The organism is Allorhizobium sonneratiae, from assembly GCF_023700755.1.
In the GTDB taxonomy this organism is placed as follows: Bacteria; Pseudomonadota; Alphaproteobacteria; order Rhizobiales; family Rhizobiaceae; genus Allorhizobium; species Allorhizobium sonneratiae.
The window spans coordinates 197,931-218,755 of the sequence record NZ_JAMKOJ010000003.1 but is presented as its reverse complement, the minus strand read 5'-3'; the positions used below and the strand labels follow the sequence as shown (position 1 = coordinate 218,755).

Annotated in this window: 22 protein-coding genes; 14 read left to right on the top strand and 8 right to left on the bottom strand. The window is 57.6% G+C overall.

The window, feature by feature from the left end; all coding sequences use genetic code 11:
- The first annotated feature begins 239 nt into the window (after positions 1-239).
- The 4 genes from NAC44_RS06650 to NAC44_RS06635 all read left to right on the top strand — a co-directional run bounded on the left by NAC44_RS06650 (position 240) and on the right by NAC44_RS06635 (position 4,203).
- Positions 240-2,126 carry an ABCB family ABC transporter ATP-binding protein/permease gene (locus tag NAC44_RS06650; protein ID WP_250939298.1) on the top strand — a complete coding sequence of 629 codons (1,887 nt, stop codon included), beginning with the start codon at positions 240-242 and terminating at the stop codon, positions 2,124-2,126.
- 83 nt (positions 2,127-2,209) lie between these two features.
- A complete protein-coding gene (locus NAC44_RS06645; protein ID WP_250939296.1) occupies positions 2,210-2,908 on the top strand; it encodes a phosphatidylserine decarboxylase in 699 nt (232 codons plus the stop codon).
- A gap of 23 nt (positions 2,909-2,931) precedes the next feature.
- Positions 2,932-3,789 carry a CDP-diacylglycerol--serine O-phosphatidyltransferase gene (pssA, locus tag NAC44_RS06640; protein ID WP_250939294.1) on the top strand — a complete coding sequence of 286 codons (858 nt, stop codon included), beginning with the start codon at positions 2,932-2,934 and terminating at the stop codon, positions 3,787-3,789.
- Between the two features lie 270 nt (positions 3,790-4,059).
- Positions 4,060-4,203, top strand: coding sequence for a hypothetical protein (locus NAC44_RS06635; RefSeq protein ID WP_250939292.1), 144 nt, complete (start codon positions 4,060-4,062; stop codon positions 4,201-4,203).
- 15 nt (positions 4,204-4,218) lie between these two features.
- On the opposite strand, the gene NAC44_RS06630 is transcribed toward NAC44_RS06635, so the two are convergent.
- Positions 4,219-4,983: an SOS response-associated peptidase gene (locus NAC44_RS06630; RefSeq protein WP_250939290.1), complete on the bottom strand. Its 765-nt coding sequence runs from the start codon at positions 4,981-4,983 to the stop codon at positions 4,219-4,221.
- 61 nt (positions 4,984-5,044) lie between these two features.
- Here NAC44_RS06630 and NAC44_RS06625 point away from each other — a divergent pair, with 61 nt between their 5' ends.
- The 7 genes from NAC44_RS06625 to NAC44_RS06595 all read left to right on the top strand — a co-directional run bounded on the left by NAC44_RS06625 (position 5,045) and on the right by NAC44_RS06595 (position 10,018).
- Positions 5,045-5,467, top strand: a complete 423-nt coding sequence (locus NAC44_RS06625; RefSeq protein WP_338022073.1) for an NUDIX hydrolase — start codon at positions 5,045-5,047, stop codon at positions 5,465-5,467.
- A 246-nt stretch (positions 5,468-5,713) separates the two neighbouring features.
- Positions 5,714-5,971 carry a hypothetical protein gene (locus NAC44_RS06620; protein ID WP_250939279.1) on the top strand — a complete coding sequence of 86 codons (258 nt, stop codon included), beginning with the start codon at positions 5,714-5,716 and terminating at the stop codon, positions 5,969-5,971.
- 54 nt (positions 5,972-6,025) lie between these two features.
- Positions 6,026-6,688 carry a hypothetical protein gene (locus tag NAC44_RS06615; RefSeq protein ID WP_338022072.1) on the top strand — a complete coding sequence of 221 codons (663 nt, stop codon included), beginning with the start codon at positions 6,026-6,028 and terminating at the stop codon, positions 6,686-6,688.
- Positions 6,689-6,938: 250 nt separating this feature from the next.
- Positions 6,939-7,820 carry a CAF17-like 4Fe-4S cluster assembly/insertion protein YgfZ gene (gene ygfZ, locus NAC44_RS06610; RefSeq protein ID WP_250939268.1) on the top strand — a complete coding sequence of 294 codons (882 nt, stop codon included), beginning with the start codon at positions 6,939-6,941 and terminating at the stop codon, positions 7,818-7,820.
- Complete coding sequence (locus tag NAC44_RS06605) at positions 7,810-8,499, top strand: HD family hydrolase (protein WP_250939266.1); 690 nt, start codon at positions 7,810-7,812, stop codon at positions 8,497-8,499. The genes ygfZ and NAC44_RS06605 overlap by 11 nt, the downstream gene beginning before the upstream one ends.
- Positions 8,496-9,029, top strand: coding sequence for a tyrosine phosphatase family protein (locus tag NAC44_RS06600; RefSeq protein WP_250939264.1), 534 nt, complete (start codon positions 8,496-8,498; stop codon positions 9,027-9,029). Before NAC44_RS06605 ends, NAC44_RS06600 begins: the two co-directional genes overlap by 4 nt.
- Positions 9,030-9,079: 50 nt before the next feature.
- The gene (locus NAC44_RS06595) at positions 9,080-10,018 is read left to right on the top strand and encodes a mechanosensitive ion channel family protein (RefSeq protein WP_250939261.1); all 939 of its coding nucleotides are present in this window, start codon (positions 9,080-9,082) and stop codon (positions 10,016-10,018) included.
- 139 nt (positions 10,019-10,157) lie between these two features.
- Here NAC44_RS06595 and NAC44_RS06590 read toward each other — a convergent pair whose 3' ends face one another.
- Positions 10,158-10,952, bottom strand: a complete 795-nt coding sequence (locus NAC44_RS06590; RefSeq protein WP_250939259.1) for an EF-hand domain-containing protein — start codon at positions 10,950-10,952, stop codon at positions 10,158-10,160.
- 588 nt (positions 10,953-11,540) lie between these two features.
- On the opposite strand from NAC44_RS06590, the gene NAC44_RS06585 reads away from it, so the two are divergent.
- On the top strand, positions 11,541-12,218 hold the full coding sequence (locus NAC44_RS06585; RefSeq protein ID WP_250939914.1) for an HD domain-containing protein: 678 nt from the start codon (positions 11,541-11,543) through the stop codon (positions 12,216-12,218).
- Between the two features lie 321 nt (positions 12,219-12,539).
- Complete coding sequence (locus tag NAC44_RS06580) at positions 12,540-13,013, top strand: hypothetical protein (protein ID WP_250939257.1); 474 nt, start codon at positions 12,540-12,542, stop codon at positions 13,011-13,013.
- Here NAC44_RS06580 and recO read toward each other — a convergent pair.
- The gene (recO, locus tag NAC44_RS06575; protein WP_250939255.1) at positions 12,947-13,714 is read right to left on the bottom strand and encodes a DNA repair protein RecO; all 768 of its coding nucleotides are present in this window, start codon (positions 13,712-13,714) and stop codon (positions 12,947-12,949) included. The genes NAC44_RS06580 and recO overlap by 67 nt on opposite strands.
- 281 nt (positions 13,715-13,995) lie before the next feature.
- Here recO and NAC44_RS06570 point away from each other — a divergent pair, with 281 nt between their 5' ends.
- Entirely contained in the window at positions 13,996-15,108 is a 1,113-nt protein-coding gene (locus NAC44_RS06570; RefSeq protein WP_250939253.1) for an AbrB family transcriptional regulator, read from the top strand.
- 4 nt (positions 15,109-15,112) lie between these two features.
- Here the strand turns inward: NAC44_RS06570 and era are convergent, their stop codons facing one another.
- The 5 genes from era to NAC44_RS06545 form a co-directional block, all read right to left on the bottom strand.
- Positions 15,113-16,060 (bottom strand): GTPase Era, encoded by a 948-nt coding sequence (gene era / locus NAC44_RS06565; protein ID WP_250939251.1) that lies wholly within the window; start codon positions 16,058-16,060, stop codon positions 15,113-15,115.
- Positions 16,057-16,785: a ribonuclease III gene (gene rnc, locus NAC44_RS06560; RefSeq protein ID WP_250939249.1), complete on the bottom strand. Its 729-nt coding sequence runs from the start codon at positions 16,783-16,785 to the stop codon at positions 16,057-16,059. The genes era and rnc overlap by 4 nt, the downstream gene beginning before the upstream one ends.
- Positions 16,782-17,525 (bottom strand): signal peptidase I, encoded by a 744-nt coding sequence (gene lepB, locus NAC44_RS06555; RefSeq protein ID WP_250939247.1) that lies wholly within the window; start codon positions 17,523-17,525, stop codon positions 16,782-16,784. The genes rnc and lepB overlap by 4 nt, the downstream gene beginning before the upstream one ends.
- 459 nt (positions 17,526-17,984) lie before the next feature.
- Entirely contained in the window at positions 17,985-18,137 is a 153-nt protein-coding gene (locus tag NAC44_RS06550; protein WP_250939245.1) for a DUF3563 domain-containing protein, read from the bottom strand.
- A 168-nt stretch (positions 18,138-18,305) separates the two neighbouring features.
- Positions 18,306-20,525: a RelA/SpoT family protein gene (locus NAC44_RS06545; RefSeq protein ID WP_250939243.1), complete on the bottom strand. Its 2,220-nt coding sequence runs from the start codon at positions 20,523-20,525 to the stop codon at positions 18,306-18,308.
- Between the last annotated feature and the right edge of the window lie 300 nt (positions 20,526-20,825).

The following is a 20,825-nucleotide window of genomic DNA, read 5'->3' as shown; positions in this document are numbered from 1 at the left end:
TAGGACGCTGCAATCAGGCTCTGGCGGAAACCGGCCAATTGCCTTGATTTCGCCTTTTTCAGCAAGACGTGATTGAACTCTCCTGCCGGAATGACTATGTGTCCGATCGGTCGGTTGGCGCAACCGACAGGACAGGCACGGCAAGGGAAAAGCTGTCTGTTACCCCTCTCCCGTTCGGCGGCAGACCTCTCTGCCCGTCGCGATATCCCGCCTGCCAGACGATTGCCCAGGACATTATGATGCATCAAAAGGTCAAAACCGTTTCCGCCGACAACAGCAATCCGTGGCGGACGATCGTCAATCTCTGGCCCTATATGTGGCCGGAAGGCCGGCGTGATCTGAAAATGCGGGTGCTGATCGCCAGTGTGTTTCTTGTGCTGGCCAAGCTTGTGCTGATTCTGGTGCCCTATTTCTTCAAATGGTCCACCGATGCATTGAATGGCAAGCTGGATGCACAGGGATTGCTGCCCGGCTTCATGCTCTCGGCCGCCATGCTGGTTCTGGCCTATAATGTCGCCCGTATCATTCAATGGGGCCTCAACCAGTTGCGCGATGCGCTGTTTGCCAGCGTCGGGCAATATGCGGTACGGCGGCTGGCTTACAAAACCTTTGTGCACATGCATGATCTGTCGCTGCGCTTTCATCTGGAGCGCAAGACCGGCGGTCTGTCACGCATCATCGAGCGCGGCACCAAGGGCATCGAAACCATTGTCCGCTACACGATCCTCAACAGCATTCCGACCATTCTGGAATTTATCCTGACGGCGGTGGTGTTCTGGCGGGCCTTCGGGCTCTCCTATCTGGCAATCACCACGGCAACGGTCGTGGCCTATTGCTGGTATACGGTCGCCGCCTCCAACTGGCGCATCGGCATTCGCCGCGAGATGAATTCCAGCGACACCGATGCCAATGTCAAGGCAATCGATTCGCTTCTGAATTTCGAGACGGTCAAATATTTCGGCAATGAGGCGATGGAATCGCGCCGCTTCGATGCTGCCATGGCCCGTTATGAAAAGGCCGCCACCCAGGTCTGGACCTCGCTTGGTTGGCTGAACTTCGGTCAGGGTCTGATTTTCGGCATCGGCATGACCGCCATGCTGGTCATGTCGGCGCTGGCCGTGACGCGCGGCGAACAGACGCTCGGCGATTTCGTCATGGTCAATGCGCTTTTGCTGCAACTCTCCGTGCCGCTCAATTTCATCGGCATGCTCTACCGGGAAATCCGTCAGGGGCTGATCGATATCGAGCAGATGTTCGATCTTCTTTCCGTAGCCCCGGAAGTTTCAGACAAGCCGGATGCGGTAGAACTTGGCGTGGACAAGGGCGAGATCGTTTTCGACAATGTTGTCTTTGCCTATGATCCGGCGCGGCCGATCCTGAAAGGCATTTCCTTCACCGTGCCAGCGGGCAAGACGGTGGCGGTGGTTGGTCCATCAGGAGCGGGAAAATCGACGATTTCCCGCCTGATTTACCGGTTTTACGATGTGCAGAAGGGCGCGATCCGCATTGACGGGCAGGATGTGCGCGATGTGACGCAGCGCTCCTTGCGCGCCGCCATCGGCATGGTGCCGCAGGATACGGTGCTGTTCAACGACACCATCGCCTATAATATCCGCTATGGCAGGCCGGACGCTACCGATGCCGAACTGGAAGCCGCCGCCGAAGTGGCACAGATCGGCCATTTCATCCGCGATCTGCCGGAGGGCTTCAATACCGCTGTTGGTGAAAGAGGGCTGAAACTGTCGGGCGGCGAAAAACAGCGCGTCGCCATTGCGCGCACGGTGCTCAAAGCGCCGCCGATCCTCATTCTCGACGAGGCGACCTCGGCGCTCGACACCACGACAGAGCAGGAAATCCAGACGGCACTGGATGAAGTGTCGAAAAACCGCACGACGCTGGTGATCGCCCATCGCCTCTCGACCGTGATCGGCGCCGATGAGATCATCGTGCTCAAGGCCGGAGACATTGCCGAACGCGGTACCCATGTCGAGCTTCTGGCCAAAGGCGGTCTTTATGCCTCGATGTGGAACCGGCAGAAGGAAGCGATCCAGGCAGAGGAACATCTGCGTCAGGTGCGCGAAAGCGACGAGCTGGGCGTGGTGATCCGCCTGCCACCCGCCACCTGATAAGGGAGAAAACATGCGTGCCATTGCCCGCTGGCCCGTTTCGCGCTAGTCAAAGGCGACTTTTAACAGGAGAATGCCGCCCGATGTCCTTGTTCGATACCATGCGCAACACGCTCGTGCCGGTGCATAAGGAAGGCTATCCGTTCGTCGCGGCCTTCTTTGCCGCCTCGCTGGTGCTGGGGTGGATCTGGGAGCCGCTCTTCTGGATCGGTCTGGTTCTGACACTGTGGTGCGCCTATTTCTTTCGCGATCCGGAACGGATGACGCCGCAGGACGAGGATCTGGTGATCAGCCCTGCCGATGGCCGCATTTCCTCGATCCAGATGGTAACGCCGCCGGAAGAGCTCAATCTGTCCAGCGAACCGATGCTGCGCATTTCCGTGTTCATGAATGTGTTCGACGCTCATATCAACCGCGCCCCGGTCCGCGGAACGGTCAGCCATCTGGTCTATCGCGAAGGCCAGTTCGTCAATGCCGAACTCGACAAGGCCAGCACTGACAACGAACGCAACAGCCTGGTGATCGACGGCCCGCATGGCCAGGTCGGCGTGGTGCAGATTGCCGGTCTGGTGGCGCGCCGCATCGTCTGCTGGACCACGCCCGGCCAGCCGCTGGACGCCGGTGAGCGATTCGGCCTGATCCGTTTCGGCTCGCGCCTCGATGTCTATCTGCCGGCTGGCGCCGAACCGCGTGTGGCGCTTGGCCAGCGTTCCGTTGGCGGCGAAACCGTGCTGGCCGAATATGGCTCCGGCAAGGGGCCGGTGATCAGTCGCCGTAGTTGAACCGGACCGCCACAGGATCCCCCATGACCGACGACGTCAAAAGCCAGCCGGAACCGGACACGCAAGACATCAGCAATGATTCGCGCGGGCCAAGACTGAGGGAAATTCCCCTCAGGCTGATGGTCCCCAACCTGATCACGGTTCTGGCCATCTGTTCCGGTCTGACCGGGGTACGCCTTGCCTTCGAGGGTCGGTTCGAGCTGGCCGTGGCCATGGTGCTGCTTGCGGCCTTTCTCGACGGCATCGACGGGCGGATCGCCCGGCTGATGAAGGCCACGTCGAAATTCGGCGCGCAGATGGATTCCCTCGCCGATATCGTCAATTTCGGTGTCGCGCCAGCGCTGGTGCTCTATTTCGACATTCTCGACAAGGTGCATTCCATCGGCTGGATTGCCGCCCTCGTCTTTGCCATATCAGCAGGTCTGCGTCTTGCCCGCTTCAATGTCATGGAAGAGAGGGCGATGAAGGCACCATGGCAGAAGGAATATTTCGTCGGTGTTCCGGCGCCCGCTGGGGCAGCGCTTGTGCTTTTACCGGTCTATCTCGGCTTTCTCGGCATCGATGAGACACGCGGTTTCGCCTTTGCCAGCGCCGCCTATACGATGCTGATCGGCTTTCTGCTGGTCAGCCGCCTGCCGGTCTGGTCCGGCAAATCGGAAAAGAAGGTCCGCCGCGATTTCGTTCTCCCCCTCACCCTTCTGGTGGTGCTCTATGTCGCGCTACTGATGAGCTTCACATGGCAGGTGCTCTCGGCCACCGTGATTCTCTATCTTCTGACCCTGCCGCTTGGCGCCCGCGCCTGGAAAAAGAAATATGGCACGCTGACCGTCGGCCACGACAGCGACGATCACAATGGCGCAGCCATGGATAGAGGCTTGTGAAAATTACACCCTCCTCTTCACAATTCGTATCTGTCGTTGATCTAAATTAATTTGCATTCATCCGAATTCTGTCATGTTCTGTTCATCCGGGCAGCGGAGGAGCGTTGTCAGGATCAGCGGACGCAGAGCAGGTCTTCCGGGTAAGACGGTCACCGTTTTTCCCCAAGGTTGATCGCGACCTGAAACACCGAAAGCTGCCAAGCGATGGGGGTCTGGTCGTTGACGATTGACGGTCGGCTCTCTGCGCCGGGACAGCATCTGGAGATGAACATGAGCAATGCCCCCCAAACCAAGAGCCCCAAATCCAATCCGGACAAGCCGGAACTGAAGGACAATTATCGCCCGCTTGGCCTGAAAGCCGTTCTGGCGGCAGCGCTGATGGTGCGGCGCAAGCCCGGTCGAAAAGCGGCCTGAGCGAGAAATGGCGTTCTAAAACAGCGATAGCTGATCGTTCGCTTTTTTCGCCTTGCCCGGCTTTTGCGGCAATGGGTCTGCCGTGACCGGAGCCTGCAGTTCCGGTCCGCTATGGGCCACCTTGTTGACCTTGTCGGAAACGGGGATGATCTCGAAAAAATCCTCGTCTACCGGCTGCAGTAGATCGGCCACCTCACGCGGCTCCTGAAAGCGGCAGTCAAGCCAGCGATCGAACTGATCCGGTGCGATCACCACCGGCATCCGGTCATGCACGGCGCTCAAGGCGGCGTTGGCTCCGGTCGTCAGGATGGCGGCGGTATCGAGTTCCGATCCGTCGGCTCCCATCCAGTGTTCCATCAGCCCGGCAAAACCGATCACGCCGCCCTGTTTTGGCCGGATCCAGTAGGCCTGGCTTTTTGCGCCCTTGTCCTTGCCCTCCCGCCGCCATTCGTAAAAACCGGAGGCCGGCACCAGCACCCGGCGATGGCGCATGGCCGCCCGGAAGGAGGCCTTTTCCGCCGCCGTTTCTGCGCGCGCATTGATTAGCAGAGGAAAATCGCGAGGGTCCTTGACCCAGGACGGCAGAAACCCCCACCGTGCCAACTGCGACTGTCGTGACGGCAGATTGCTGCCCTCGCGCTGGCGTTGGGCAGCAGCAATCACGGTGATCGGCTGGGTCGGGGCAATATTATAGCGTGGCGGAAACGGATCGGTCTCGATCAGCCCGAAGGCTTCGAGAAACGCCTCAATCTCGGCAATCAGGGCAAAACGTCCACACATGCCCTTGTCTTTGCAGGGGATCGGCGTATCGTCAAGCCATTGTCGTTTCTGGAAACCATTCGTGCCGCCCCGCCCTGCCGCCTCTGCCATCGTCATTCACGAAAACCGGCTGCTGCTCGTGCGACGTGCCCGTCCGCCTGCCGCCGATCTTTATGCTTTTCCCGGTGGCAAGGTTGAGCGGGGAGAAACGCCAGACATGGCGGCACTGCGCGAACTCAAGGAAGAAACCGGCCTTGACGGTCTCAGCGCCGAGCTTTTTGCCGAATATGATCTGCCGCCGGAACCGGGCGGGCCACCCGAGCATCATTTTTTCCTCTCGGTGTTCTGTGTGGACGTCCGGGGTGATCCGCAGACGGCCTGTGCCTCAAGCGATGCCGCTGGCCTTGGCTGGTTCAGCCTTAAAGAGCTGAATGACCTGCCGGTTCCGCCAAGTGTCAGCGATTGTGTGGAAAGACTGGCGCAAGCACGTAAGGTCATAGAGTGAAGGCAATCCCTATTTTTACGCTGCCAATCTGACCCGGCCGGTCTCAAAATGTCGCCCTTGCGCGAGACCTGCAGGAGTGGCACAAGACACTATCGTGCTGAAGAGGCAACACCGGATAGCGAATTTGGTGCAATGCGAGAAAATTAACCAATTCTTCAGGCAATGATGTATCAGACCGTGCCGTTTCGATAAAAGACTGATAGACTGATTTACACATTGGTAAGTAGTGCTTCGAGGACAGACATGATGGAACCACGCCGCAACGAGATTGACGACATGATCGTTCATGAAAAGATGCAGGCTGCCCTCGAATATCAGAATGAGGCCTGGGCCGATGGCATGGCCGACGGGATCGAGCCGGAAATCATCGCCGATGCCGCTTTCGCGCTGGCCATGCGCGAAACGATTCGCATTCATGGCGAAGACGGCGCTGAAGCCGTGCTGGAGGCCCTGCGTTCCCGTTTGCTGGCCGGCGAATTTTCTCCCAAGCGAATCATCCAGTAACCTTCAAGAGGTTTTTCCATGCCCATGGCCTGCAACAGAGGACGATTCGCTCCCATGCGTCCTCTCCTCACATTAGGCTTGTCCGCCGGCCTTGCACTTTTGAGCGCAGCCGTGCCCTCCTATGCGCTCTCCAGCGTGCAGGGGACAACCGAAATGGCCCAGTCTACCCCGGCAGACCCGTCACCGGCGCCGGCAGCCCCGGCAAAGACGGCAACCGCTCCATCATCGGCACCGGCACCAGCGCCATCTTCCGTTGAAATTTCCTACGACATCAGCAAGGCGCCGGAGCCTGTGCGGGCCATGCGCGAGAAAATCGTCGAGGCTGCCGCCTCCGGCGATCCCGAACGGCTGCGCCCGCTTCTGACCGGCGGCAAGACCCCGACGACCCTTTCGCTTGGCGGCGACAACAGCGATCCGATTGCCACGATCAAGAGCGTCTCTGGCGATCCGGACGGCCTTGAAGTCATGGCGATCATGCTTGATGTTCTCTCCACCGGCTATGCTCGCATCAATGCCGGAACGCCCGACGAAACCTATGTCTGGCCCTATTTCGCCGAAAAGCCGATCAATACGCTGACGGCACCGGAAAAGGTCGATCTGCTGCGCCTCGTCACTGCCGGTGATTATGAAAACATGCTCGATATCGGCAATTACAACTTCTTCCGTATTGGCATTGCCCCAGACGGAAGCTGGAAATTCCTCGCCGCTGGCGATTGATCGTCACCTATCACGTCATTTGCGAAGCGGTTTTGCGCGCCACGGCTTGTTTATAGAGCAAGTCGTTATCGCAAAACCGCTTCACACTTTTACGCGACATGGCTTTTTGCAAAGCATGTCGTTGTCGCAAAACCGCTTCACACTTTTGCGCGACATGGCTTTTTGCAAAGCATGTCGTTGTCGCAAAACCGCTTCACACTTTTGCGCGACATGCTGTATCCTCCCAACAAGCCATGTCCGGAGTCGTTGCATGACCAAGATTTATCTGGCCGATCGCGCTGTTCTGACCGTGACAGGCGCTGAGGCCGGGCATTTTCTCAACAACCTCTTTACCAGCGATATCGATAGGATGGCCGATGGCGTGGCCGCGCCGACCGCTCTGTTGTCGCCGCAGGGCAAGATTGCTTTTGCCTGTCTGGTCAGCCGGACTGCAGAGGGCTATACATTGGAGCTGCGGGCGGAAGATCAGGAGGCGCTTGTCAAACGTCTGACGCTTTACAAGCTGCGTGCCAAGGTGACCATTGCCCCGTCTGCCTCGCATGGCGTGACCGTTATCTTTGACGAACCGCGCCCGGATGGCGCGATGGAGGATCTGCGCTTTGCCGCCGCCGGACGCAGGGTCTACCGCCTGGCGGGCCATCATACAGACGAAGATGGCGGGGCGCCGGAAGCGCTTTATCATGCACTGCGTATTGAATGCGGCATTGCAGAGGCTGGTGCCGATTATCCTTCCGGCGAGGCGTTTCCTCATGATGTGCTGCTCGATGCCAATGGCGGCGTCAGCTTTACCAAGGGCTGCTATGTCGGCCAGGAAGTCGTCTCACGCATGCACCACCGCAAGACAGCGCGTCGACGGGTGGCGATCGTTTCCAGCCCTTCGGATCTGCCCGTCACCGGCACCCCGCTGACCCATGGCGGACGCCCGCTCGGCACGCTCGGCAGCGTGTGCGGGAAAGCCGGACTGGCCATTGTCCGCATCGACCGTGCCGGCGAGGCCATGGCAAAAGACGAACCGATCATGGCGGCGGATGTGGCCGTGACGCTGACCCTGCCGGACTGGGCGAAACTCAATTTTCCCATGCCGTCTGACGATGCCATCCCGTCGAATGCTGAAAGACATGATGACGACTGACCCTTTCTCTTCCTCCGCCTCCGGCACTCGCGCCTGGCAGCGCATGTTATCGGGACGGCGTCTCGATCTGCTCGACCCCTCACCGCTCGATGTGGAAATCTCCGACATCGCCCATGGTCTGGCGCGTGTTGCCCGCTGGAACGGCCAGACCGTGGGTGACCATGCGTTTTCGGTGGCGCAGCATTGTCTGGTGGTCGAGACGATCTTCCGCCACATCTGCCTGACATCCAGCCCGTCGGAATGGCAGATGACCCTGCTGCATGACGCGCCGGAATATGTGATCGGAGACATGATTTCGCCGTTCAAGGCCGTGGTCGGTGGCGGTTACAAGGCCGTCGAGGCGCGGCTCGAAGCCGCCATTCACCTGCGCTTCGGCCTGCCCGCCCATCCGTCAGCTGCACTCAAGGCACAGATCAAGAAAGCCGATTCCATCGCCGCCTTTTTCGAAGCCACCGAACTGGCCGGATTTACAAGGGCTGAGGCGCTGAAGATTTTTGGCCAGCCACGCGGCATGAGCGCCGCCATGCTGCAGCTTGAGCCGTTGCCGGCGATCGAAGCCCAGGCACGCTTTTCCGCCCGGTTTCAGGCGATTGAAACCGCGCGCCAGTTGGCAGAAAAGGCAGAATCGGCCACCACAAGCCGCAAAGCGGAGCCAAAACCGGGGCCAAAACCGGAATGAGCGGCGTGATCGTCGTCAGTCCGTTGGCGCGCATTGCCGAAATGGCGGTGCGGCACAAGGCGCGGGAAATGGTGAGCCTCATGGCCGAGCGGCAGGATTTTCATCGACCGGCCGTGATCTCTTCGGATCGGCATCTCACCCTCACCATGAACGATATCAGCTTCCGCGGCACGGGCGATCTGATCGCGCCGCAGGAGGCTCATGTGACGGCATTGATCGATTTCGTCCGGGGCTGGGATCAAAGCGCGCCACTGTTGATCCATTGCTGGATGGGCGTTTCACGCTCTCCTGCCGCAGCCTTGATCGCCTGCCTCGCGCTTCACCCCGACCAGGAGGATGATGCATTGGCCGACAGGCTTCGGCAAGCCTCCCCTTTCGCCACGCCGAACCGGATGCTGATTGAGATTGCCGATCACCTGCTGGAACGACAGGGCAGACTGATCAAGGCCGTCGCCCGACTGGGCCGCGGCGCCGATGCCGATGGCAATGCGCCGTTCGTTTTGCCGGTCTCCCTTGCTGTTCAGGGTTGATCCTCCGGTTTTCTGCCCCATTTGGGAAAAAACAGAAAGGAAAAGACCATATGGACCTTCAGGCGACGCAACTCATCACCGCTTCACAGGCCGCCTTGCAGCAACTGAGCGCACTGGCCGTGCAATATGCCTTTTCCATTCTCGGCGCGATCATTCTACTGATCGTTGGCTGGAGCATCGCCAATTTCCTGAAACGCGTCAGCTACACGGCCATGCTGCATATCCGGGGTTTTGATGAAACACTGGCGCGCTTTCTCTCCAATGTCCTGCATTACAGCGTCCTGATTCTGGTTGTGGTGACGGCACTTGGGCAATTCGGCGTGCAGACGGCCTCGATCATCGCGACGCTGGGTGCGGCCGGTCTTGCCATCGGGCTGGCGCTTCAGGGAACGCTGCAAAATATTGCCGCCGGCATCATGTTGCTGGTGTTGCGGCCATTCCGGGTGGGAGAATATATCGATACCGGCTCGATCAATGGAACGATCGTGGAAATCGGCCTGTTCGCCACCCAGCTCAGAACGCCCGACGGGGTTTATCGGCTGGCACCCAATTCCACGCTATGGAATGTGCCGATCACCAATTACAGTCGTGAAAAGACCCGGCGCAACGATTTGACGGTCGGGATCAGCTATGAAGACGATATCGACCAGGCTTTCGAGGCATTGCGCGAGATCGCCAAGGATCCGCGGGTTCTGGCCAACCCGTCCGTCGATGTCTTCGTCACCGCACTTGCCGACAGCTCCGTCAACATCACTCTGCGCTACTGGACGGCGGCCTCGGATTACTGGGCGGTCAATTGGGATTTTATCCGTAAGATCAAGCTGGACTTCGACCGGAAGGGTATCAATATCGCCTATCCGCAGCTCACTTTGCACACAAAGCTGCCTGTCGCGGCCAATGACGGCAGTGACGCAGCGGCAAAATCCGGCAACAAACAGGATAAAGTGGGGGGAGTGAAAATGGCATCAGAAAGCCAAAAGGCAGAATGACGCAGACGTGACGGAAAGCAAATGAAAGGCACGGGCATCATGCCCCCGCCATTCTTGATCACTGCGCCTGTCGCGGTACGCGCTGACGTCAGTGGCTAAAACCGGGCCATCCGCATAATGCGTTGGCACTGCGTTTCTATCAAGCGGCAGCCGAAGAGCTGTCGGTGGACGAGCCATCAGTAGACGTCGTGACAGCTGCCGTGGAATTACTATCGGTTCCTGCGGATTTATAGGCCTGAATCACAGAGCTCATCTGATTGTAAATGTCGTCCATATAGGAATCGTCGGAACTGCTGCTGTCGTCAGCATTCAAAATGCTGCTCAGGCTGCTCATGTCGCCCATGCTGTTCATGTTGCCCATGCCGCTCATGGCACCCATGCCGCTCATATGGCCCATGTGACCCATATGCCTCATGCCGCCCATCATCGAAGGACCCTTATCCTGGGCAGACATCTGATCCTCGGTGATAGAACCGGAACCAGAGGTATCGAGCGATTCGAACAGCTTTGTCGCATCCTCGGTTGAAACATTATCCGGCTTGGCCGCCAGGAATTCAGATTCAGACACCTTGCCGTCACCGTCGGTATCCATGGACTTGAACCGGTCTTCAAGAGATTGAGGGCCAGTGCCGTTAGTCGTTTTTGTCGACGCGCTGTCCGTTGACGTGCTGTCTGTCGAAGATGTCGAGCTGGACGAATCCGCAGCGGACGCCCTTTCCAGGGCCAGCGCCATCAGTTCGCTCGTCAGCGTGGAGGAAACGCCGGAGGCAGCGCTATCGGTGCTGACCGTAGGATCCTGAGTGCGGGTGCTGGAGGCGGCAGCCAATTCATCAGCAGAGACGACACCGTCGCCATTTGTATCCAGAGGATTGGTCGAACCTGTCGTATAATTGGACAAGATCGACGAAGCCGTTGAAGAAGAAACGCTTGTCATGAAAACCCCTGTCTAGGTTACTTTTATCGTTATGGCGAACAATACGCGAGACAGGAAACCGCCGGTGCCAGCGCTATCGTGATTTGGGGCGGCAAGTCAAAACGGAATTGTTATGGATAATAATTTATAAGGACGACAGCAAAGACCATTATCCATCCGCAAACACGTAGTTTCCGATAGTTTTTGAGAATTTAATTTTAATGAATTCATAATTAAAGTGATTTTTTTGCGATCCCCGTTCTCTCGGGTTTCATCTCATGGCGACGAGAGCTCTTGAGGGGTATCACTTTCCCGTGAAGACCGGCGATTTGACAGGGTGGCCGGAATCGGTGCTGATCACGGGCCAATCCTTTTTGCCGTAGCAGCACGAAACCCTTGCGGCTCCGCTCGAGAGCCGGATAGTCGCGGTGTCATGTTTTGAATGTCACAAAGCCCGAGGCAATCCTTCAGCCATATCCAAAAGGAACACAAACCATGCCCCAGCCCAATGGGATATCTGCGAAACCTGATGGATCCGAAACGGCCATTTCCCAGCCTCAGATCGAAACTAGCAACGGCCATGATCCAGGGATAGGTCCCAGGCAAAATCTGGCCGATCTTTTTGCTCCATTTGAAAGATTGGCGAATTGGCTGCTGCCTTATGCGCTTGAACAACAGGATGGCGCCCATGATGACTCACATCTCGTGCGGGTCTTCAACAACGCCATGCGCATACATGCACAGGAAGGCGGCGATGGAGAGATCCTTGCGGCTGCAGTCCTGCTGCATGATTGCGTGCATGTGGAAAAAAATGCGCCGCATCGCGCCCAAGCCTCACGCTTGGCAGCCGACAAGGCCAGTCGCCTGCTGAACGAAGCGCATTGGCCAGATATCAGAATCGAAGCTGTTGCCCATGCCATCGTCAGCCACAGTTTCTCGGCCAATCAGCCGCCGCAATCCCTGGAGGCGAAAATTCTTCAGGATGCCGACCGGCTTGATGCGCTTGGTTTTATCGGCTTGGCAAGGACCTTCGCTATTGCCGGGCGGCTTGGAGGCCAGCTCTACGATCATCTCGATCCTTGCGCTGAACGGCGGCCCCTGGATGACAGGCGCTACGCGCTTGATCACTTTGCCACCAAACTGTTCAAACTGGCAGACGGTTTCCAGACGGCAACCGGAAAGGCCATGGCGCGGCAACGGCATGAAAGGCTGCAACTCTTCCATGCGATGTTTCTGGAAGAAACAACGGGCGCCAAACCGGAGAGCAATTTTTATCTGTCATTCTAACGGAACCAATCAGCTTGTTGGCCGTTTCTAGCTGGCACATTCACAATGAGACACACCCGCCGAAACTGTATCACCGCAACGCATAATTAAAATACCCTTCAATTTGAGGGAGCCCTGACAGGCATTTGTGCCGGATGGGCGCAGATCATTGCGCTGCGAAAGGTTTTTTACAAAAACCCGTCATACGGATTCATTTTTCTGTCATCATTTGATTATGTCTGGCTCGCAAAAATTTATTTTATTTCTGCGCGCCTTACCATTGACGCAAAGCGATGGTGATCCTACCTTTGCAAGCGTCGGGATAACCGACAGAATTCAATCATGTGTTCGGATCGTCCCGAACGATCCAGTACAAGGAGGTCAAGCGAATGCGGAATATTGCGCAAGTTGCGGCACACTCCTGGTCCCTATGCCCGCCCGGAACAGGAGAAGCGCGACTTCTTTTCTCCGGCCGCTGTCGAATGTGACACGGTTTTAAAACCTTTAACTTCACAAACGAACATCAGACGGCCTGCTCTTTTTGAAGCGGACGGGAAAGTTATAGTCATGACAAAGCAAGTGGTGGAATTTGAGGGTGTGCCGGTTGGCATCACCGTTCCGGAAGGCAATGGCGTCAGGTTTATCGCAGTAAAATTTCCGGTTATCGAACTGGATGGTGGCATCTATGGCAATGTCGCGGAATTGCAGCGGGCAATCCGGCTGCATATGAAAAGCCACAGCAATGAAATCTATTCGATTGCAGGCCGTAGAGACGGATCGCCTTCCAGTGCGCGCAACGCCTTTAGCGCAGCATGAACAAAACCGTTGCGGGCCGCGGCCGCACCCATGCCCCGCGGCTCGTAGACATGACGATCCAGAAAATAACCGGTCAGGCGAAACGCTTCATCAAGCGTCGTCGCAGTTGCGGATACGGGCCGATCAGGTCGCAGGAAATCCGGCAAGGCCAATAGCCGCTCGGCATAGGGTTCACCGGCTTTATGGCTGACGGCCCGACCGGTTTTGGGTGAAACATAAGTGAGGTCTGCGGTGCTGCCGGTTGCGGCGCATTGCTGAAGATCCAGTCCGAAACCGAGATCGTTCAGGACCGCAAGCTCAAAGCGGATGAACAATTCACCTGCCGCTCTCGGTTCATCAAAGTGATCCAGAATAATATCAAGCGCTTCATAGAGATGCGGATGCGGTTCACGTTCGGGCAGAAGGCGCAGCAGCGCTCCAAGTGCCTGGACTCCATAGACGGTCATGGCCGTTTCCATCAACCGCGCGGCGCGCATCGACAGCGGTTCGATGCGGAAATCACCCAGGTGCTCTTCAAGACGCGCCCGCCATGTCACATCCACCACATTACCCGGTTGCAGCACCGGCTGCATGGCGCGCGAACGGCCCGAACGGACAAGGCCGAGATGGCGGCCACGCGCAAGCGTCATCACCTCGGCGATGACGCTGTTTTCTCCGTGCCGCTTCAGCCCCAGCACGATGGCGCGATCCGTCCATTCCATAGCGGGGATGTATCATGGTTCATGAGAGAATGCAGCCGTCATCATGGCTTTCCAGAAATAGGCCCGAAAAGCGTCGCCACGATGCTCTAAATCCATCGTTTTCAGGCATCGCAACCCATTTCAGGGTGGTATCCACCGCAAGACAGGCTTATGACACGGCAACGAGCTGGTCCTTGCCGACGATGGCCTGCTCCAGCGCCGATCAGACCATGATTTTTCCATTCGCTTCACGTTTCCCCACCTTGGCCGGATTGCCGTCAACGACAGCTTGAGTTTTACGAATGCCTGATAAACAGACGCAGAACCAGACCGCCACGACAGACACCACCGCGCCGAAGGGGTTACTAACGGATTTCCCAACCCCGGCGAAGTGGCTTTTTCTGGTTGTCATCTCGCTGCTGCTCGCAGGCGTTCTGGAATATTTTCGTCTCCCGGCCGCACTTTTGCTGGGGCCGATGATTTCGGCCATCTTTTTCGCCACCAACGGGGCGCGGATTTCTCTGCCTCGGCTGCCCTATTCCGCCGCCCAGTCGGTTCTCGGCAGCATGATTGCCGAATCGCTCAACGGGCAAATTCTCCGGCGTTTTCTCGACGACTGGCTGCTGTTTCTCTGCACGGTTCTGTCCATTGTCGCCGTGAGTGCGCTGATAGGCTATATCATGGCGAAAAAGCAGGTTCTCGAAGGCACCACCGCGGTCTGGGGCACCTCTGCCGGCGGCGCTTCCGCCATGGTGCTGATGGCTGAGGCCCATGGCGCGGATGCAAGGCTTGTGGCCTTTATGCAGTATATGCGTGTCGTCAGCGTCGTCACGACCGCTGCCTTGATTGCCGGCTTCGTTTTCAATGCCGGACATGGCAGTGCGGAACCGCTTGTGCTGTTTCCGCCGGTGAATTGGCAAGCCTTGGCTCTGACGTTGCTGTTGTCGGCAGCCTCCTCTTATCTCTTCATGCGGCTGAAAATTCCGGCAGGCACCATGCTCGGGCCAATGGTGATCATGGCGCTTCTGCATTCAGCCGGTTATATTGAGATCGAATTGCCGCTCTGGCTGCTGGCCATCACCTATACCATGATCGGCTGGCGCATAGGACTGGCCTTTACCCGCCGCCTGCTGCGCCATGCGATGAAAGCGGCGCCGAAAGTCATGTTGTCGATTGTGACGCTGATCAGCTTCGGCGGCTGTCTGGCCGTGATGCTGTGGTGGCTGGCGGATGTCGATCCGCTGACGGCCTATCTCGCCACCAGCCCGGGCGGGCTTGACTCGGTGGCGATCATTGCCGCCACCACCCATGTCGATATTCCCTTCGTCATGACGCTGCAAACCGTGCGCTTCGTCATCATTCTGGCGCTTGGGCCAAGCATTTCCCGCTTTATCGCCAGCCGGATCGGGAAATAAGCGCTTATTCGCGGGGAAAATCGAGGCCCATTTCGCGGAAGCGCTCCGGATCGTCGCCCCAGTTTTCCCGCACCTTGACGAAGAGGAAGAGATGCACGGGCTGTTCGAGGATCTCGGACAGTTCCTTCCGGGATGCGGTTGAAATGGCTTTAATGGCATCGCCACCCTTGCCGAGCACGATCTTTTTCTGGCTGTCTCGCTCGACATAGATCACCTGCTCGATGCGCACGGAGCCATCCTTGCGCTCCTCCCATTTTTCCGTTTCGACGTGGGAGGAATAGGGCAATTCCTGATGCAGGCGCAGGAAGAGTTTCTCACGGGTGATTTCCGCCGCAAGCTGGCGCATCGGCAGGTCGGAAATCTGGTCTTCCGGATAATACCACGGCCCCTCGGGAAGCGTTTTCGCCAGATAATCCATCACATCGTCACAGCCGGAGCCGGTGGTGGCCGAAATCATGAAGGTGCGCTCGAAAGCGACCTGTTCATTGGCCGTTGATGCCAGTTTCAGCAATTGCTCGGGATCGACGCGGTCGATCTTGTTCAAGACCAGGATTTTCGGCTGCGGCACATCCTTCAACCCTTCGAGAATGGCCTCGGCGTCGCCGCGAAGGCCACGCTCGCTGTCGATCAAAAGCAGGATGAGATCGGCATCCTTGGCCCCACCCCAGGCAGACGTCACCATGGCCCGGTCCAGCCGGCGGCGCGGCTTGAAAATGCCGGGCGTGTCCATGAAGACGATCTGGGCATTGTCGTGAATGGCAATGCCGCGCATCACGGCGCGCGTCGTCTGCACCTTATGGCTGACGATCGACACTTTTGCGCCGACGAAGCGGTTCACCAGCGTTGATTTTCCGGCATTGGTCGGCCCAATCAGCGCGACGAAACCGGAATGGGTGGCCCTCTCCTGCGCAGTCTCCGTGGCTGCGTTGGCATCCTTGTCAAATTCACTCATACTGTTCCATCATCCGTTGAGGCGCGGTCCCACACGCCTTCGCGCTCCAGAAGCCGCGCTGCCGCTGCCTGTTCGGCCGCTCGCTTCGAGCGCTCCGTACCGGTCTCCGTTGGTAGACCGGCAATGTCCACCATCACCGTAAAGCGCGGATCGTGATCCGGCCCGGAGCGATCCACCACACGATAGACTGGTGTGACGGCAAAGCGGGCATGCGCCCATTCCTGCAATTCCGTCTTGGCGTCGCGGCGTCCGGCATCCTCATGGGCTGCCCGCTCGCTCCAGAACTTCAACACGAAGGCACGGGCCGCCTCAAGTCCTGCATCAAGATAAATCGCCGCAATCAGGCTTTCCACCACATCGGCGCGGACATTGAGCATGTTCTTGCCGGTGATTTTCTTCACATCCGACCCGGTGCGGATGAACCGGTGCAGTTCCAGTTCATCGGCAACCGCCGCGCAGGTTTCAGCACTCACCAGTTGATTGAGCCTCACCGACAGCTCGCCTTCACCAGCATTGCGGAACTTGACGAAGAGGTGTTCGGCCACGCACAGGCCAAGAACCCGGTCCCCGAGAAATTCCAACCGCTCATAATCGCTGCCCTTGGCAGGGCGTGCGCTGGCATGTGTCAAGGCCCGATCCAGCCGCGCCTTATCGGTAAAATGGTGGCCTATGGCGGCTTCGACCGCCATGAGCTCCTTGTCGTTCAAAGGTTTCGGTGCCTTCATTGCACCGCCTTGAACAGACGACCCCAGCGCATATTGGCAGGCCAATCCCAGATATGGCTGAAGGGTGTGTCATGGCCGAGGGAGAAGAACACCATCGTTGCGCGACCCACCAGATTTTCTGCCGGCACCATGCCGACATCGAAACGGCTGTCGGCGGAATTGTCGCGATTGTCGCCCATCATGAAATAATGGCCGGGCGGCACGATAAACTCGCGCGTATTATCGCCGGGACCATCGGGAATCTGATCCAGCGTATCGTAGGTTTTGCCATCCGAAAGAGTTTCGCGATAGACAGGAATATGGCTTCCGGGATCAAGGCTATAATCGGAAGAAAACGTGCCATCCGGCACTTTCGGCACCGGCTTGCCGTTGATGTAAAGCACACCGTCGATCATCTGGATATGGTCGCCCGGAAGGCCAACCAGCCGCTTGATGTAATCCACGCTCGGATTTGGCGGAAAGCGGAAGACCACAACATCGCCACGCTTCGGCTCGGAGCCGAAAATGCGCCCGGAAAACAGATTGAACGTACCGGGAAAGGAATATTTCGAGAAGCCATAGGCGAATTTGTTGACGAAGATATAATCGCCCACCAGCAGCGTCGGCATCATTGAGCCGGAGGGAATGGTGAAAGGCTGGAACAGGAAGGTGCGGATAACCACTGCCAGCAGCAATGCCTGAATGATGACCTTAATATTTTCCCAAAGCGGGCTTTGCTGCTTTTCGACTGTTTTCGTCACGCCGTCTTTCCTTCAACCGTCTTCTGGTCTTGGCCTCCGATCAACTCAGGGCCAGAGCTTTCACCTGCCAGACAATGCTTTCGGGCTATAATCCGTTCCGGTGACGGCGGCAACGGCAAAACCTCGATATCACGCCCTTGCGACCATGAAAGCAGGCTTTATCCGACATGATAGATCGACAGACGATCTGAAACGGGAGAAAATCAGGCAGCGCTCCAAAACGAAGGAGCAATCACAAACAGATCATCGGATCGATGATCATTGCGACAGGCACCCAGACGGGCACCAGCATTCTACTCATAAACACCAGCAATGATTTTGCCGGAAAAGGCAGCGCCCGCAGAGATGGGCGATGCGCCTTCTTTGAGTGGACCCGCGTTCATGCCGGGGCATGTAGGGGACCCTCACACAGCGCCCTTCAATCGGGGCGCCGACAGCCATGCATCAAGCGTATAACGCTTAGCGGGTCCGGCGGAACAGGCCACGGTCGATTTCGCGCTGGCGATATTCCAGGTCGAAACGGTCCTGAGCAGCATTGAGATAGGCCAGTTCGCGGTCTTCAACGCTCTGTACACGAAAAGCGCGGGCGAATTTTCTGATCGGTGTAAACATTGTCTTGTCCTCGTTTCTTTCTACACCCGGAATATAGGTGAGGATGCTGCGCCGCACCAGTTCAAAGCCGCGACGCCAGCCATGCGTTCAATGCATAACGAAGACCTTATTGCCAAAAAATCAGGCGAATTTGCTCACATTCAGATCAGTTTCACAGCAACCGCCGCCTCAATCATAAATCCGTTTCACTGTGGCCACGCAATCCAGATCCTTTAACTGTCCGATCAACTGGCTCAACTGCTTGAGATGCCAGACCTCCAGATCGAAGGCCATTTCGGTGAAATCGGCAGCAACGCGCATCATCGTCAACACACGGATATTGATGTCGAGACCGGCGATCAGTTCGGCCACCTTGGCCAGCGTGCCGGGTTCGTTGATGGCGTTGATCAGGATACGGGCGAAAAAGCGGGATTTGTTCGCCTCGTCCAGATCCCAGCGGACATCGATCCAGCGCTCGGGCTCGTCATCGAATTTCTGCAGGGCAGAGGCCTGGATCGGATAGATGGTGATGGTCTTGTCGGCATCGAGAATGCCGACGATGCGGTCGCCCGGGACGGCACCGGCGGCGGAAAAATGCACCTCGATATTGCTGGAAATACCCCGGATCGGCAGCGCTTCCATGCCTTGTGGTGCGCCAGCCGCCTGCGCCTTGGTGTCGGGCAGCCTGAAAATCATGCCGCTGGCCGAGCTGACATTGAACCAGCCCTGATCCATGGCCGGTTTCACCGTCACCCGCTCGTCCTGATAGTCGGGAAAAACAGCACTCAGCACATCGAGCGACGACATTTCGCCCCGGCCGACAGCGGCAATGGCATCCTCGACATCCTTGTGGCCCAGACGATGCAGCGCCGGCTTCAGGATCTCGCGGGAAAACACCTTGCCCGCCCGCTCAAAGGTGCGCTCGAGAATGCGATGCCCAAGCCCCGAATACTGCTTGCGGATCGCCATGCGGGTGGCGCGGCGAATGGCGGCACGCGCCTTACCGGTGACAACGATTTCTTCCCATGCCGCAGGCGGCACCTGCACGCCGGAGCGGATGATCTCAACCTCATCGCCATTGTTGAGCCGGGTCACCAGCGGCATGATGCGACCGTTGATCTTGGCGCCGACACAAGTATCGCCAATGTTGGTATGCACCGCATAGGCAAAATCGATCGGCGTTGCTCCACGCGGCAAAGCAATCAGCTTGCCCTTCGGCGTGAAGCAGAAAACCTGATCCTGAAACAGTTCGAGCTTGGTATGTTCGAGAAACTCTTCCGGGTTGTTGGCCTCCGCCAGCGCCTCGATTGTGTGGCGCAGCCAGGAATAGGCATTGCTTTCGCGCGGCAGAAGATCGCCGTCGCCAGTATTTTCACCGTCCTTGTAAAGCGCATGGGCGGCAATGCCGTATTCGGCGATCTCGTGCATGCGCCGCGTGCGGATCTGCAGTTCGATACGCTGGCGCGACGGACCGACAATCGTGGTGTGCAGCGAGCGATAATCATTCTGCTTCGGCGTCGAGATATAATCCTTGAACCGGCCTGGCACGACACGCCAGCGGGTGTGGACAATGCCAAGCGCCCGGTAACAGGACGAGACGTCATCCACCAGAATGCGGAAACCGTACACATCGGACAATTGCTCGAAGGACAGCGATTTCGACTGCATCTTGCGAAACACCGAATAGGGCTTTTTCTGTCGGCCTTTGACGGAGGCCTTCAGCAAGCCGTTGGCCACCAGCAGATCGCTCAGCTCGTCCTCGATCTTCTTGATCAGCCCTTCATTGCGGCGCGATAATTCCTCAAGCCGCTTTGTCACTGTTTCATAGGCTTCAGGGTTGATATAGCGGAAGGACAGGTCCTCCAGCTCGTCACGCATGTCCTGCATGCCCATGCGGCCTGCCAGCGGCGCATAGATTTCCATGGTTTCTTCGGAAATGCGCGCCCGCTTGTCTGGTCGCATATGTTCGAGCGTGCGCATATTGTGCAGCCGGTCGGCCAGCTTGACCAGCAGAACCCGCACATCGTCGGAAATCGCCAAAAGCAGTTTTCGCAGATTTTCCGCCTGCTTGGCTTTTTTCGACACGAGATCGAGCTTTTTCAGCTTGGTCAAGCCTTCGACCAGACGACCGATATCCTCGCCGAACAGATCGTCGATCTCGGCGCGCGTTGCGGTCGTGTCCTCGATCGTGTCATGGAGCAGCGCAACGGCTATGGTCGATTCGTCGAGATGCATCTCGGTGAGGATCGCGGCCACTTCGAGCGGATGCGAAATATAGGGGTCGCCGCTGGCGCGGGTCTGCTTGCCATGTTTCTGCATGGCATAGACATAGGCCTTGTTCAGCAATGCCTCGTTTGCATCGGGCTTGTATTTCTGGACCCGTTCCACGAGTTCATATTGCCGCATCATGCCAGGAGCGCTCCATCAGACCATGTCGCGTGCAAACGGTTTGACGGTTTGGCGACCACGACATGCATTATATCAAGACAATACACGACAGCGCCGTGCGCTTCATAAAACGCACAAAGACGCCGGAACACTTTAAATCTGCCGCATAACTTTCCCCTTAAATCTCACCCGACTTAAAGAATTATGCAGCAAAGCGCAGCCTTCTGCCATTGCCACGCTCAAAAGCAAAAAGAGCGCCAATCACGGACAGACTGGCGCACACAAGGGATCTGTTTATCTCAATGAGATTGAGGATATTTT